Origin of the sequence: Pseudomonas sp. W5-01 (assembly GCF_046540435.1) — a bacterium.
Lineage (GTDB): Bacteria > Pseudomonadota > Gammaproteobacteria > Pseudomonadales > Pseudomonadaceae > Aquipseudomonas > Aquipseudomonas graminis_B.
Map to the genome: position 1 here is coordinate 81,304 of NZ_JAXCIP010000006.1, position 15,557 is coordinate 96,860.

13 protein-coding genes are annotated in these 15,557 nt (G+C 61.1%); 4 read left to right on the forward strand and 9 right to left on the reverse strand.

The features are described 5' to 3' along the window. Positions 1–16 precede the first annotated feature (16 nt). From SLW75_RS19635 to bioB, 9 genes are all read right to left on the reverse strand, one after another. Entirely contained in the window at positions 17–1,795 is a 1,779-nt protein-coding gene (locus tag SLW75_RS19635; protein WP_410935216.1) for an acyl-CoA dehydrogenase C-terminal domain-containing protein, read from the reverse strand. Positions 1,796–2,018: 223 nt separating this feature from the next. Further along, on the reverse strand, positions 2,019–3,314 hold the full coding sequence (locus SLW75_RS19640; protein WP_410935217.1) for a GGDEF domain-containing protein: 1,296 nt from the start codon (positions 3,312–3,314) through the stop codon (positions 2,019–2,021). A gap of 178 nt (positions 3,315–3,492) precedes the next feature. Next, on the reverse strand, positions 3,493–5,298 hold the full coding sequence (locus SLW75_RS19645) for a phenylacyl-CoA dehydrogenase (RefSeq protein ID WP_192134928.1): 1,806 nt from the start codon (positions 5,296–5,298) through the stop codon (positions 3,493–3,495). Between the two features lie 348 nt (positions 5,299–5,646). Beyond that, positions 5,647–5,943: a pyrroloquinoline quinone biosynthesis protein PqqE gene (locus SLW75_RS19650; RefSeq protein ID WP_065991303.1), complete on the reverse strand. Its 297-nt coding sequence runs from the start codon at positions 5,941–5,943 to the stop codon at positions 5,647–5,649. A gap of 124 nt (positions 5,944–6,067) precedes the next feature. Next, entirely contained in the window at positions 6,068–6,748 is a 681-nt protein-coding gene (gene bioD, locus SLW75_RS19655; protein WP_410935218.1) for a dethiobiotin synthase, read from the reverse strand. A gap of 86 nt (positions 6,749–6,834) precedes the next feature. Continuing rightward, positions 6,835–7,683, reverse strand: a complete 849-nt coding sequence (bioC, locus tag SLW75_RS19660) for a malonyl-ACP O-methyltransferase BioC (RefSeq protein ID WP_410935219.1) — start codon at positions 7,681–7,683, stop codon at positions 6,835–6,837. Then, complete coding sequence (locus SLW75_RS19665; RefSeq protein ID WP_410935220.1) at positions 7,676–8,407, reverse strand: alpha/beta fold hydrolase; 732 nt, start codon at positions 8,405–8,407, stop codon at positions 7,676–7,678. The genes bioC and SLW75_RS19665 overlap by 8 nt, the downstream gene beginning before the upstream one ends. Beyond that, on the reverse strand, positions 8,400–9,590 hold the full coding sequence (gene bioF / locus SLW75_RS19670; protein ID WP_410935221.1) for an 8-amino-7-oxononanoate synthase: 1,191 nt from the start codon (positions 9,588–9,590) through the stop codon (positions 8,400–8,402). The genes SLW75_RS19665 and bioF overlap by 8 nt, the downstream gene beginning before the upstream one ends. Before the next feature lie 30 nt (positions 9,591–9,620). After that, entirely contained in the window at positions 9,621–10,676 is a 1,056-nt protein-coding gene (gene bioB, locus SLW75_RS19675; protein ID WP_065991300.1) for a biotin synthase BioB, read from the reverse strand. A 110-nt stretch (positions 10,677–10,786) separates the two neighbouring features. Here bioB and SLW75_RS19680 point away from each other — a divergent pair, with 110 nt between their 5' ends. The 4 genes from SLW75_RS19680 (at position 10,787) to SLW75_RS19695 (ending at position 15,522) form a co-directional block, all read left to right on the forward strand. Then, positions 10,787–11,521, forward strand: a complete 735-nt coding sequence (locus SLW75_RS19680; RefSeq protein WP_410935222.1) for a phosphoribosyltransferase family protein — start codon at positions 10,787–10,789, stop codon at positions 11,519–11,521. Positions 11,522–11,611: 90 nt separating this feature from the next. Next, positions 11,612–12,376: a TOBE domain-containing protein gene (locus SLW75_RS19685; protein WP_410935223.1), complete on the forward strand. Its 765-nt coding sequence runs from the start codon at positions 11,612–11,614 to the stop codon at positions 12,374–12,376. Positions 12,377–12,479: 103 nt separating this feature from the next. Beyond that, complete coding sequence (locus SLW75_RS19690; RefSeq protein ID WP_410935224.1) at positions 12,480–14,393, forward strand: PhoX family protein; 1,914 nt, start codon at positions 12,480–12,482, stop codon at positions 14,391–14,393. 154 nt (positions 14,394–14,547) lie between these two features. Continuing rightward, on the forward strand, positions 14,548–15,522 hold the full coding sequence (locus SLW75_RS19695) for a serine/threonine protein kinase (RefSeq protein ID WP_065991296.1): 975 nt from the start codon (positions 14,548–14,550) through the stop codon (positions 15,520–15,522). The last annotated feature ends 35 nt before the right edge of the window (positions 15,523–15,557 follow it).

A 15,557-nucleotide genomic window follows, 5' to 3' on the forward strand; every position in this document is an offset into this window, starting at 1 on the left:
CATGAATTTCCGGGTGTCAGAACTGTGACGCCTCCAACAGGTACAGCGACTCGCTGCCCGCTCTAACCGAAGCCGAAAGGGACTGAATGCGTGGCAGCAGACGCGCGAAATAGAACCGCGCAGTGCCCAGCTTGCTGGCGTAGAAATCTTCCTGAGCCTCTTTACCCGATGCGGCGTTTGCCATCATCGCCCACATGTAGGCGTACGCCGTGTATCCGAACGCATGCAGATACTCGACGGACGCGGCACCGATTTCATTCGGATTGCTGCGAGCCCGGTCCAGTACCCAGTCGGTCAATTCGTCCAGTGTGGTCAGGGCTGCGGCCAACGGCTTGGTGAATTCTGCCTGCGAGCTGTCAGACGAAGCGATGAATTGACGGATTTCGTCGGAGAACAGCTTGTAATAAGCCCCTCCGCTGGCGACCACCTTACGGCCCATCAAGTCCAGTGCCTGAATGCCGTTGGTGCCTTCGTAGATCTGGGTGATGCGCACGTCACGCACCAGTTGTTCCTGGCCCCACTCGCGAATGTAGCCGTGACCGCCGAACACCTGCTGACCGTGCACGGTGGTGTCCAGGCCCATGTCGGTGAGGAAGGCCTTGGCGACTGGCGTCAGCAGCGCGACCAACGCATCGGCGCGCTGACGCACATCGGCGTCTTCGCTGTACTTGGCGGTGTCCAGCTGCATGGCCACGTACGTGGAGAATGCCCGACCGCCTTCGTTCAATGCCTTCATGGTCAGCAGCATGCGACGCACATCGGGGTGAACGATGATCCGGTCGGCAAGGGTGTCTTTGGACTGTGCGCCCGTCGGGGCACGGCTTTGCAAACGGTCGCGGGCGTACTCGATCGCGTTCTGATACGAACGCTCGCCGGACGCCAGGCCCTGAATGCCGACGCCCAGACGCTCGTAATTCATCATGGTAAACATCGCCGCGAGGCCTTTATTAGGCTCGCCGATCAGATAGCCTGCGGCTTGATCGAAATTCATCACGCAGGTGGCGGAGGCCTGAATGCCCATCTTGTGTTCAATGGAGCCGCAGAACACCGTGTTGCGCTCACCGAGGCTGCCATCGTCATTGACCATGATCTTCGGCACGAGGAACAGCGAAATACCCTTCGGCCCTGCCGGTGCGTCAGGCAGTTTGGCCAGCACGAGATGAATGATGTTCTCGGTGAGATCGTGCTCGCCGCCGGTGATAAAGATTTTCGTGCCGCTGACCTTGTAAGACCCGTCGGTCTGGGGCTCCGCCTTTGTGCGGATAATCCCGAGGTCCGTGCCGGCGTGGGCTTCGGTCAGGCACATCGAACCGGCCCATACCCCGGCGTACATGTTTGGCAGATATTTGGTCTTCAACGCCTCGCTGGCGTGGGTGTTGATCGAGACGCAGGCGCCGGACGTCAGCATCGGGTAAAGCCCGAACGCCAGGCTTGCGGAATTGACCATTTCCTCGACCTGAGCAGACACCGCTTTGGGCATGCCCATGCCGCCGAACTCCGGATTGCCACCGACGCCAACCCAGCCACCTTCAGCGTACGTTTTGTAAGCCTGAACGAAGCCTGCCGGGGTAGTGACGACGGTGTCGCTCCAGTGACAGCCTTCCTCATCAGCCGCGCGACTCAGGGGTGCAACGGACCGGCCAGTGACTTTGCCCGCTTCTTCGAGAATCGCCTCGACGGTCTCGGCGTCCACGGTTTCGGACAATTCGGGCAGCGTGGCCCAAAGTCGGGAGACTTCGAACACTTCATTGAGGACGAAGCGCATATCGCGCAAGGGCGCTTTGTAGTCAGCCATGGCAAACCTCGTTTCAGCGGCAAAGAACTCGGGGGAGGAGCGGCACAGCAGAGAAATTGCGGCGCCGATGTGTCAATGGAACGAGTGTACATGAACACCATTTGCGACACATAGGGTCAACACGTGACTATTATCAAAGATTTGGTCACACCCAGTAGACAGTCATGCTGATGCCCGCGCACAGCGGCGTGTGCGTTGGTCCTGGGGTGGAAAAGAGTCGGTTCTAGCCGGCGGCAGCCATGCGCACAGCGCCGCGCTTGCTGGTTTGCGCATGACTAATGACGCAGTTACGCCCGGCCCCTTTGGCGGCATAGAGCGCCTGATCGGCGGATTTGAGGACTTCTTCCGGGTTGCGGTGCTCCGGCAGACGCTCCGCCACGCCGATGCTGACCGTGACCGACACCGCTGAAGCCTGGGACCCCGCCCGACGCTGACGCCCTTGCAGATCATCATTCGGACGATTGTCCTGATTGCGCAGCTGAATCTGATAACTGGCAATGGTTTCGCGGATGACCTCAAGGTGCGGCATGCATTCTTCGAGGGTTTTGCCGGCAAACACGATGGCAAACTCTTCGCCACCATAACGATAGGCGCGCCCGCCGCCATTGGTGATCTTCGACAGCTTGCTCGCCACCAGACGCAGCACCTGATCGCCGACATCGTGGCCATGGGTGTCGTTGAATTTCTTGAAATGATCGACGTCGCTCATCGCCAGCACGTAATTGCGCCCCAATCGCTGCATCCGCTCATTGAGCGCGCGTCGGCCTGGCAGCCCGGTCAGCTCGTCGCGGAAAGCCATTTGATAGGCCTCGTGCGCGACCGCCGCCGCAATCATCAACATCACCTGGCTGCACATGATGTTCAGGGTGAAGGGCAGGATGAAGGTCTTCGGTAACGCCCAGAACATCCCGAGCAACCCCACCAGTTGAGCCGCATGCAGGGGCCGCGGCTTATAGAGGTACTGCGTGATGAGCACGGCGAACGCAATGAGAAAGGTCACGTAGGACAGCTGAATCAGGCTCATCCATTCACCGTGAAGCGCTGGCCAGCGGATGTCGGCGAGCCAGGCCAGCAGCCCGGCGGGAAAGCTCTGTTCGAGACCCAGGGCAACGCTGCCTACCGCGACCAGAACGGCCAACCGTGCAATCAAGTCCTGAAACAGATGGGTCCGCTCTTCCCAGGCCGCAAACAGACCAAACATGACCGGGAGCAAGAGGCAACACAGATGAAACACCACGGCGGCGTCTTCTCGGACCTTGCCGTAATCGCGGTAGTAGTCGGTCTGTGTGTCGAGGAGGAAATAGGCGATGTACACGGTGATCATCAGGAACAGCTCACGCTGTCGCTTGTACACCCCGCAGTACGCACCACCCAGCAACAGCACCAGGGTGGGCAGCACGTTGAAAAGTGAGGTGAAGAAGACGTTGAGGTCTTTCACATACGCGGCCGCCAGTCCGGCAACCAGCAAGGCCAGAGAGGGTAAAAAATGACTGAGCCGTGCGGCAGAGGGGCGCAGCAAAAGGACTATCTCCTCACCGAACGATGTGAGCGCTGATTAAATGGCATTGTGCCTGTATCGGCCGCGTCATGCATAGGATGAGAGAGAATGTGCGTGGCCCTGATACAAAAATCAGCCAGGCACAAAAAAGCCGCTTGCCCCTGGGGGCAAGCGGCTTGAGGGAAACGCTTGGGCTGACTTAGTAAGCCAGACCGAAGTGTTCTTCGTTCATGTCCATCAGGTTGCTCGCGCCCGACAGCATGGTTGCCACGTGAGTGCGAGTGCGCGGCAGGATGCGCTGGAAGTAGAAGCGCGCCGTCTGCAGCTTGGCGGTGTAAAAGGCTTCTTCGCCGGTGCCAGACGCGAGTTTCTCGGCTGCAACACGGGCCATGTCAGCCCAGAAATACGCCAGGCAGGCATAACCGGAATACATCAGGTAGTCCACCGATGCGGCGCCGACTTCTTCACGGTCTTTCATGGCCGCCATACCGACCTTCATGGTCAGCTCACCCCACTCCTTATTCAGCGCAGCGAGCGGCGCCACGAATTCGCTGATCGCTTCATTGCCTTCCTGCGACTGGCAGAACTTGTGGACGATCTTGGTGAAGCCCTTGAGCGCCTCGCCCTGAGTCATCAGCACTTTACGACCCAGCAGGTCGAGCGCCTGAATACCCGTGGTGCCTTCGTACAGCATGGCGATACGGGCGTCGCGAACGTTCTGCTCCATGCCCCACTCGGCGATGAAGCCGTGGCCGCCGTAGACCTGCACGCCGTGGTTGGCAGATTCAAAACCGACTTCGGTCATGAACGCCTTGGCGATCGGCGTCATGAAGGCCAGCAGGCCGTCAGCTTGCTTCTTGGCTTCGGCGTCGTCGCTGTACTTGGCGATGTCGACCTGCTTGGCGGTGAAGTACACCATCGCGCGAGTCCCCTCGGCGAAGGCCTTCATGGTCAGCAGCATGCGACGTACGTCAGGGTGAACGATGATCGGGTCAGCGGCTTTCTCCGGCGCTTTCGGGCCAGTCAGGGAACGCATCTGCAGACGCTCACGGGCGTATTTCAGGCCTCCCTGGAAACCGATCTCGGCGTGGGCCAGACCTTGCAGCGCCGTGCCCAGACGTGCGGTGTTCATGAACGTGAACATGCAGTTCAGGCCTTTGTTCGGCGGGCCGATCAGGAAACCGGTTGCCCCGTCGAAGTTCATCACGCAGGTGGCGTTGCCGTGAATGCCCATCTTGTGTTCGAGCGAGCCGCAGTTGACTGCGTTGCGCTCGCCGACGCTGCCATCAGCGGCCGGCACGAACTTCGGCACGATGAACAGGGAAATGCCTTTGGTGCCGGCAGGCGCATCGGGCAGGCGGGCCAGCACGATGTGGACGATGTTATCGGCCATGTCGTGTTCGCCAGCGGAAATGAAGATCTTGGTACCGGATACTTTGTACGAACCGTCAGCCTGAGGCTCGGCCTTGGTGCGCAGCATGCCCAGGTCGGTACCGCAGTGAGGTTCGGTCAGGCACATGGTGCCGGTCCACTCGCCGGAAACCAGTTTGGTCAGGTAAGCGTCCTGCTGCTCAGGGGTGCCGTGCTCGGAGATGGTGTTCATCGCACCGTGCGACAGGCCTGGGTACATGCCCCACGACCAGTTGGCTTCGCCGACCATTTCACTGACCGCCAGACCCAGCGACTCGGGCAGACCCTGACCGCCATGAGCGACGTCGTGGGCCAGGCTCGGCCAGCCGCCTTCGACGAACTGTTTGTAGGCTTCCTTGAAACCGGTCGGCGTTTTTACGCCGGACTCGCTCCAGGTACAGCCTTCGGTGTCACCCACACGGTTCAGCGGGGCCAGGACCTGCTCACAAAACTTGGCGCCTTCCTCGAGAATGGCGTCAACCATGTCAGGCGTGGCGTCCTGGCATGCTGGCAGACTCTGATAGTGCGCTTCGTAGCCGAGCAGCTCGTCACGGACGAAGCGAATATCACGCAAGGGGGCCTTGTAGTCAGGCATAGCGATAAACCTCTGCTGGTGAATCCTGGAATTGGATGACCGTGTGGTCACTGTGGGGCGTTGCCCCGGCGCCGGCATTTGGGATCACGCGGCGATCAAACAGGTGTTTGAAACATACGTTTACGCCTATACCTTGTCAAGCGACGCCCGGCACCTTTCATCACCTGACGCGGGCAAACCGCAGGCGCGCGGTTGCGACGCCAGGCGGTTGAGACCGCAGCGTTGAGTCTAGAAAACGTCGTGATAAAAAACGCGAAGGCGCCCGGAGAATGGGCACGTGAATGAGGTGTTATTCAGGAGAGGCGTAGCATCCAGCAACGTGCGCCGCAGCGCACGAAGCGAGGAGAATCAGGCGAAGGTGTCGATCAGCGTGCCGAGCATTTCATCGCTGGCTTTTTCAACTTTGACGCCTGCCTGGACTTGAATCCGGCCTTGGGTCAGTTCCACCACATTGGTGGCCATGTCGGAACGTTGCGGACGATCGACAGAGCGCAGACGCTCAAGCTGGAAATCCGAAGACTGACTGCGCCCTGACACCTCGGTCGCGGGGCTGGCCAGTTGCGTCGCAGCCTGATCGACACGGTTCTGCCCGACCTGCATGGCGCTGAGGCCCGGGTACAGCGTGTTGTTCAGTGAGATTTGCATGAGCACGATCCTCTGTTCATAGCGAACACAGCGATTAAAGCAGCAAAGCGCCTGGATTACTTCGCAAAGCGACTAGTGGCATTGCGCCTTGTTACGGGCCTCACACTCAGCGGCACCTCGCCCGCTAGTCCAGCAGTTCCAGATGCAGATGCTCGGCAATCATTTCCGCAGTTGCCTTCTTCATGAACGGCACGCGGCCCAAGCACGGCGCCGGCAGACGCTCTGCCAGCGTGGCGAGGTTCTCTTCAAGCCGTGACGTTTTGGGATCAATAATATTCGCCACCCAGCCCGCCAGTTGCAGACCGTCGTTGGCGATCGCTTCGGCTGACAGCAACGCATGGCTGATACAGCCCAGGCGCACGCCCACCACGAGAATCACCGGCAGCTTCAGCGCGATGGCCAGATCGGACAGATTGGCTTGATCGGCCAAGGGAACACGCCAGCCGCCGGCGCCTTCGATTAGCGTGAAATCAGCCTGCCTGGCGAGGATGTGCTGCATCGGCCCGAGCAGGGACTGCACAGTCAGGGCGACTCCCGCTTCCCGCGCGGCCAGATGGGGCGCGATTGCCGGCTCGAAGGCCACCGGATTGACCTCGTTGTAGGTCAGCTGGATAGAGCACTCGGCACGCAAGGCGACGGCGTCCGAGTTGCGCAACCCCTTGGGTTTAACGTCACAACCGGAAGCCACCGGCTTGCCCGCCGCCGTGCTCAACCCCGACTGCCGCGCCGCGTAAAGAAGCCCCGTGGCGATGGTGGTCTTGCCGACGTCGGTGTCGGTTCCCGTGATGAAATACGCAGCGCTCATCGTGGCGACCATCCGTTCAGATATTTCAAACTATTCCCTGCTTACTATAGCGTTCGTGTGAAAAACGCCGACTAAATGATCATTCTTTAATCAATGCCGGGTTTAGTCAGGATGGCGTACACCACCTGATACGTGGCGGGCAGGCCTTTTTCCTGACGAAACCTTTCGTACGCCTCCATCAAAGCCTGAATTCGCGCACGGCCGGTCAGGCCTCCCGGACGACCCGGATTGATGTTGTGCGCGCCCAGTGCTTTGAGTTCGTGGGTCAGGCTGCGCACGTCGGGATAGTGCAACACGTGGGGCAGGACTTCGAGGCTGCGCACGTTCAAACCACTGGCGGCGCAGAGGCGTTGATACTCTTCCCGCTCGCGGAAACGATTGACGTGGACCATGCCGTCCACCGCCTGCCAGCTGTCGCGCAGCTCAAACAGCGTCCCGACGCAGAGGCTGGCAAAAGCGAACACGCCGCCCGGTTTCAGCACCCGACCCGCTTCGCTCAGCACTGCAGAAAAATCCGGGCACCATTGCACTGCCAGGCTGGAGAACATCAGATCGACGCTCGCGTCACGCAGCGGCACGTTCTCCGCGTCGCCTGCCACATAATGCGCGGCACCCCCTGAAGGCCGTGCATAGCGCAGCATGCCTTCGGCAAGGTCGAGCGCAATGCCTTCGCTGTGCGGAAACGTCTGCGTCAGCGCGCGGCTGAAACAACCGGTGCCGCTGCCCAGATCCAGCCAGCGGGACGGTGCCAGATCAGGCAGTCGCGTCATCAGTTCGGTACCAACGGCGCGCTGCAAATCGGCCACGCTGTCGTAGCTGGTCGCCGCCCTGGAGAAGGACGCCGCCACTTGACGCTTGTCCGGCAGCGCCTGCTGCCCGGATGCCTGTTGCTGTTTCACGGCCTTCAGCACCGCGCAGTGGGAAAGATCAGTCATCACCGGACTCGTGTAAAAACGCATGAACTGCAGCGGCGACGCCGTGCGGGTTTTCCAGAATGAAGGCATGACTGGCCTGCTCAATCACGCCGACTTCGATGTCAGGCTGGAGGGTCAGCAGGTCCGCCGACGCTTCTGCCGGCACCAACGCATCCAGGCCACCGAACAGGTGCAATTGAGGGCCGCGAAACCCTTGCAGCGCTCTGCGCGTGTCCATTTGTTCCAGCAGCTTGAGGCCTTCGATCAAACCGGCGCTGGTGCCGTGGGGCGCGCAGGCTTTGAGCTGTCTCGACAGCGCGCGCGGCTCCTCGGCCCCTTGCACGCACAGCAGACTGAAGCGCTTGAGCGTTGCGTCCAGATCGGCTTTGCAACCGGCAATGAACGCATCGAAATCCGTTTGCGGCATCGCGTTGGGCCACTCGCTGCGGGCCACGAAGCAGGCGTTGCTGGCGAACGTCGCCAGTCCGCAGCAGCGCTCGCCCCGGCGCGCGGCCAGTTCGGCGGCCAGCATGCCGCCCAGCGACCAACCGCCCAGCCAGGCGTTGTCGGGCAACGTCGAATCCAGCTCATCGAGCCATTCGTCGAGGTTGTCGGTGTCCATGTCCGGCAAGGGTTCGATCACCACCCGCAAATGTTCGTCGAGCCCTCGCAGCGCTGCAGCCAGCGGTTCAAGGGGCGAGACGCCGAGGCCCCAGCCCGGCAACAGGATCAACTGATCACGCATGGCCCAGCTCCGAAGATTCGTCTACGCCCAGCAGCGGATAACACTGCTCCAGTGCCTGCAACAATAGCTGCACCTGTGCTTCGCTGTGGGCGGCAGACAATGTCACGCGTAGACGCGCGCTGCCCGCAGGCACCGTTGGTGGCCGAATGGCGGTGACCATCACGCCCCGTTCTCGCAGCAACTGCGACAGCCGCAACGCGCGCCCGCTGTCGCCAATCAGGATCGGCTGAATGGGCGTGAAACTGTCCATCAGCTCCAGGCCGAGGGCTTGAGCGCCGGCGCGAAACTGTTTGATGAGTGCCGCCAGGTGCTCACGCCGCCAGTGTTCGGTGCGCAGCAGTTCGAGGCTTTTCAGCGTCGCGCACGCCAGCGCCGGCGGCTGACTGGTGGTGTAGATGTAGGGGCGGGCAAACTGGATCAGCGTTTCGATCAGTTCTTCGCTGCCCGCAACGAACGCGCCAGCCGTGCCGAAGGATTTACCCAGCGTGCCGATCAGCACAGGGACCTCATCGATGCCGAGGCCGAAGTGCTCGACAATGCCTGCACCGTTCGCCCCCAGCGGGCCGAAGCCGTGGGCATCGTCGACCATTAGCCAGGCGTTTTTGGCTTTCGCCGCCTTGGCCAGCGCGGGCAGGTCAGCGACGTCGCCGTCCATGCTGAACACACCGTCGGTGACCACCAGCGTCTCTCCGACCGCCTTGTCCAATCGGCCGGCGAGGCTGTCGCAATTGTTGTGCAGGTAGCGGGAAAAACGCGCACCGCTGAGCAGGCCGGCGTCGAGCAACGAAGCGTGATTGAGACGATCTTCCAGCACCGTGTCGCCCTGCCCCACCAACGCGGTGACCGTTCCGAGATTGGCCATGTAGCCGTTGGAAAACAACAGCGCGCGGGGCCGTCCGGTGAACTCGGCGAGGGCTTCTTCGAGCGCGTGATGGGGCGTGCTGTGGCCAATCACCAAATGCGAAGCGCCACCGCCGACGCCCCAACGCTCGGCGCCGGCTTGCCACGCCGCGACGACCTCGGGATGACTCGCGAGCCCCATGTAATCGTTGTTGCAGAACGCCAGCAGCGGCTTGCCGTCGACAATCACTTCAGGCCCCTGCGGGCTTTGCAGCAGGGGCCGCTGACGATAAAGGTGCTCGGCACGACGGGCAGCGAGACGTGCGTTCAGATCAAAAGACATGCAGGCCTCGAGTCAAGCCACTATGGAAGCTCAAACCGCCGCGTCGTAAAACAGCTCGCTGCTTTTCTGCTCGATCAGCGCCTGCTCGATAGCGGCCTGATGCACCTCGTCCGAGTGCTCTTCGCGCGCTTCAGGCTGGATGCCCAGACGCGAGAACAGCTGCATGTCCTTGTCGGACTGCGGGTTGGCAGTGGTCAGCAGTTTGTCGCCGTAGAAGATCGAGTTGGCGCCAGCGAAGAACGCCAGGGCCTGCATCTGGTCATTCATGGCTTCGCGGCCGGCGGACAGGCGCACGTGGGACTGCGGCATCAGGATGCGCGCGACAGCCAGCATGCGGATGAAATCAAACGGATCGATATCCTCGGCGTTTTCCAGCGGCGTGCCGGCGACTTTCACCAGCATGTTGATCGGCACGGACTCCGGATGCTCCGGCAGATTGGCGAGCTGGATCAGCAGATTGGCGCGGTCGTCCAGGGATTCGCCCATGCCCAGAATGCCGCCGGAGCAGATCTTCATCCCTGAATCACGCACGTACGCCAAGGTCTGCAGACGATCGCTGTAGGTGCGGGTGGTGATGATGCTGGTGTAGAAATCCGGCGACGTGTCGAGGTTGTGGTTGTAGTAATCGAGGCCAGCGTCGGCCAGCGCCCGGGTCTGGTCCTGATCCAGCTTGCCGAGGGTCATGCAGGTTTCCAGGCCCATGGCCTTGACGCCTTTGACCATCTCCAGCACGTAGGGCATGTCTTTGGCCGACGGGTGCTTCCATGCCGCGCCCATGCAGAAACGGGTCGAACCAATGGCCTTGGCGCGTGCGGCTTCTTCCAGCACTTGCTGGACCTGCATCAGCTTTTCTTTTTCCAGACCGGTGTTGTAGTGGCCCGATTGCGGGCAGTACTTGCAGTCTTCCGGGCACGCGCCGGTTTTGATCGACAGCAGGGTCGAGACTTGCACGCGGTTGGCGTCAAAGTGAGCGCGGTGCACGGTTTGCGCCTGAAACAGCAGGTCATTGAATGGCTGTGTGAACAGCGCCTTGACCTCGGCTAGATTCCAGTCGTGACGCAGGTTGGCATTGATGCTGGCGCTCATGGGCGGCTCCTTGATGTTTTCTGGACGATGACCCGGGCGGCTTCGCCCAGCGGCAAAACCGGAAAGCCCACAGGCGCAACACGGATGTTCGGCATATTTAAGGAAGCAACATGCGCTGTCAACCATATAACGGGCACAAGGTTTACATCTGGTTAGAAAACGTACAGACGTGTTTGTTGTGCGATGAAACAACTGATTCAAGCACCCCGATCTGCGTGCCCTGTGAGCGCGAGCTCCCGTGGCTGATTGACCAGTGCGATCGCTGCGCACTGCCCATGCCGATGTCCGGCCTCACCTGCGGCGCCTGCAATCGCCACCCTCCCGCCTTTAATGAAGTCATCGCTCCGTGGCTGTACGACTTCCCGATCGACGCGCTGGTCACGCGCTTCAAGCATCAAGGGAAATGGCCACTTGGGCGACTGCTGGCGGAGCTGTTGGGCGAGACCCTGCAGCATCGCTTTAATGATGGCCTGCGCCGACCCGACTGTCTTATCCCGGTGCCACTCGCCAAAAAACGACTGCGTCAGCGCGGCTTCAATCAGGCAGCGATGTTGGCGAACTGGCTCGGTGCTCGACTGGGACTGCCTGTTGAAGAGCGCGTGATCCGCCGCGTGAAAGAAACACCTTCACAGCAGGGTCTGGATGCAAAAGCCAGAAAGCGCAATCTGGCGTCCGCGTTTGCACTGAAGGACGCCACGGCGATCATCGGCAAGCACCTCGCGCTGATTGATGACGTACTCACCACCGGCTCGACGGCCAACGCACTGGCAGAACTGTTGCTCAAAGCCGGCGCCCAATCGGTGGATGTGTATTGCCTGGCAAGAACGCCAAAACCTGGTGACTGATCGGCCGAGACGTTAAAACTTCGCAGCATTTGGGCGCGAGGCATTTTGGCTTACACTCCGGCGTCATCACTTTCAGTGCATCCGACTCTTATGTCCCTACCGCCCTCCCTCACCCAGCACATGGTTCGTCGCCCTCACCGCATCGCGCTGTTGCAGCACATTGCCGAGCAGGGTTCGATTACCCGCGCGGCGAAGAGCGCCGGGCTGAGTTACAAGGCGACATGGGACGCCATCGATGAGCTGAACAATCTGGCGCAAAAACCGCTGGTCGAGCGCAGCGTCGGCGGTCGAGGGGGTGGCGGCGCCAAATTGTCCGCCGAAGGCGAGCGCGTGCTGCGGCTTTATCAGCGCTTGCAAGCGTTGCAGACCCAACTGCTGGAAACGTCGGAGGAATCCGATGACCTCGCCTTGCTCAGCCGCCTGATGCTGCGCACCAGCGCGCGTAATCAGCTACATGGTCAGGTCAGCGGCGTCCGCTCCCAAGGCCGCAACGACATGATCATGTTGCAGCTCGCGGGCGGTTTGTCGATCGAGGCGCAGATCACCCACGACAGCACCTTGCGACTGGGGCTCGAAATCGGCACGGATGTGTTCGCCTTGATTAAGGCCGGCTGGCTGGAGCTACTGACGCCCGACCAATCTGAAACAACCGGACACAATTGCCTCACCGGTAAAATCGAGGAAATTCTCGCCGCCGATGACGGCCCGAGCGAGGTCAAAATCGTCCTCCCCAGCCATCAGATCCTTTGCGCAGTGGTCGACGCGGACCGGCTGCATGCCTTGCAGCTCAAGGCCGGCGGCGCTGTGAAGGTTCAGTTTGCGCCCTCCAATATTCTGCTCGGCACGCCGCTGTAAGCGCCGCTTGCACGAAACACCGAAGCCCGACTCGTCATCTGACCGACACAATAACGTCATCCGAACTGCATAGGGTTTTGCCCTAAACCGCAGGGAGCCCGTGATGACGCTATTAAAAGATAACCAATCCACCGACCTCGAAAACATGGTTGGCCTGACCCGACGCGGGTTCATCAGCGCGGGCGCCCTGTGCGGCGCGGCTATGTTCCTGGGCGGCAACCTGCTCAGCCGCAGCGTGATGGCCGCCAGTGTCAGCGCTGCCAACGGCACGCTGCTCGGCTTCGACAGCATCCCCTCCTCCACCGCCGACAGCATCAGTCTGCCGCCGGGTTATCGCTCCTCGGTCCTGATCAGTTGGGGCCATCCGCTGCAAACCAACGGCCCGGCGTTTGACCCCAGCGGCAAAGGCACCGCGAAGATGCAGGAACTGCAATTCGGCGACAACAATGACGGCATGAGCCTGTTCACCTTTCCCGGCGACACGCCGGAGACGGCCAGCCGCGCCCTGATGGCGATCAATAACGAATACACCAACTACCGCTACCTCTTCGATCACGGCAAAGACCCGCAGTCTGCCGAAGACGTGCACAAGGCTCAGGCCAGCGAAGGCGTTTCGGTGATTGAGGTCAAGCGCGAAGGTCAGCAGTGGGCGTTCGTGCAAGGCTCCAACTACAACCGGCGCATCCACGGCAACACGCCGATTCACCTGAGCGGCCCGGCTGCCGGCCATGAGTGGTTGAAGACCGCCGCCGACAAGACCGGCAAAAACGCACTCGGGACGTTCCAGAACTGCGCCAATGGCAAGACGCCGTGGGGCACCTACCTGACGTGCGAAGAGAACTTCACCGACTGTTTCGGCAGCAGCGATCCGGCACAGATTTTCGACGCCGCAACCAAACGCTATGGCGTCACGGCTGCCAGCAAGGAAGTGAACTGGCACCTGCACGACCCGCGCTTCGACGTCGCCAAAAACCCCAACGAACCCAATCGTCATGGCTGGGTGGTAGAGATCGACCCGTTCGACCCGAAATCCACGCCAGTCAAACGCACCGCGCTGGGCCGCTTCAAGCATGAAAACGCTGCGCTGACCGAAACCAAAGACGGCCGCGTCGTGGTGTACATGGGCGACGATGAGCGCGGCGAGTTCATCTACAAATTCATCAGCCGGGACAAGGTCGATCACAAGAACCTTAAGGCCAACCGCGACATCCTCGACCACGGCACGCTGTACGTGGCGCAGTTCGACGCGGGCGACAGCAACCCCGACCACCCGAAAGGCCAGGGCAAATGGATTGAGCTGAGCCATGGCAAAAACGGCATCGATGCGGCCAGCGGTTTTGCCAATCAGGCCGAAGTGCTGATTCATGCACGGCTGGCGGCAAGTCAGGTGAAAGCGACGCGCATGGACCGGCCCGAGTGGATCGTCGTCAGTCCCAAGGACGGCCAGGTCTATTGCACGCTGACCAACAACATCAAGCGCGGCGATGACGGGCAGCCAGTGGGCGGGCCGAATCCCCGCGCGAAAAATCAGTACGGGCAGATTCTGCGCTGGCAGGAAACAGGGTCGGACGCAGCAGCGATGGAGTTTGCGTGGGACTTGTTTGTCGTCGCTGGCAACCCGGGTGTGCATGCAGGAACGCCCCAAGGGGGATCAAGCAACATCAACCCGCAGAACATGTTCAACAGCCCGGATGGCCTGGGTTTCGACATGGCCGGGCGGCTGTGGATTCTGACGGATGGCGACTCCACCAATGCGGGCGACTTCGCGGGGATGGGCAATAACCAGATGCTGTGCGCTGACCCCGCCAGCGGCGAGATCCGTCGATTCATGGTCGGGCCGGTGGGGTGTGAAGTGACCGGCATCAGCTTCGCGCCCGACCAGAAAGCGCTGTTCGTCGGCATTCAGCACCCCGGCGAAAACGGCGGCTCGACCTTCCCCGAGCACCTGCCGAATGGCAAGCCGAGATCCTCGGTGATGGTGATCACGCGTGAGGATGGCGGCGTGATCGGCGCCTGACGCGAGCGCTTCCCCATCCCGGAAAGGGTGCAATCGGAGGGATGGGGAATCCAGTGAATCAGAGGCACCGGGCGTAACGCGCTGTGTCAGGTGTAACACGCCTGAGTTACCATGACTGGCCCGACGCGGCAGCCTGCTGCGCGCAGGAGTTAGCATGGCCCACCCGTTCGCAACACTTACACCTGACCTGGTGCTGGACGCCGTCGAGAGCATCGGCTTTGTCACCGACGCCCGTATTCTCGCCCTCAACAGCTACGAAAACCGCGTCTACCAGGTTGGCATCGATGAACAGCAGCCATTGATCGCCAAGTTCTATCGGCCTGATCGCTGGACCAACGACGCCATTCTCGAAGAACACAGCTTCACCGCTGAACTTGCCGACGTCGAAATTCCCGTCGTCGCGCCCCTCGTGCACAACGGCCAGACCCTGTTCGAGCATGCCGGCTTCCGTTTCACCCTCTTCCCCCGTCGTGGCGGCCGCGCGCCAGAGCCCGGCAATCTCGAGCAGCTCTACCGTCTTGGCCAGTTGCTGGGCCGCATCCATGCCGTAGGCGCCACGCGCCCGTTCCAGCACCGCGAAGCCCTTGGCGTGCAGAACTTCGGCCACAACTCGCTGAACTACCTGCTGGACAACAACGTGATTCCGCGCAGCCTGCTGCCGGCCTATGAGTCCGTTGCCAAGGACCTGCTCAAGCGCGTGGAAGATGTCTACGCCGCCACACCCCATCAGAACATCCGCATGCACGGCGATTGCCACCCCGGCAACATGATGACCCGCGACGACATCTTCCACATCGTCGATCTCGACGACTGCCGCATGGGCCCGGCGGTGCAGGATGTCTGGATGATGCTCGCGGGTGATCGTCAGGATTGTCTGAGTCAGTTGTCGGAATTGATGGACGGCTACAACGAGTTTCACGACTTCGATCCCCGTGAACTGGCGCTCATCGAACCGTTGCGTGCACTGCGCCTGCTGCACTACAGCGCATGGCTGGCGCGTCGTTGGGACGATCCGGCGTTCCCCCACAGCTTTTCCTGGTTCGGCACCGAACGCTATTGGGGCGATCAAGTGCTGGCGCTGCGCGAGCAGTTGTCCGCGCTGAACGAGGAACCGCTGAAGCTGTTCTGAGAACGCGAGAAAACTCTGTAGGAGCATGGCTTGTC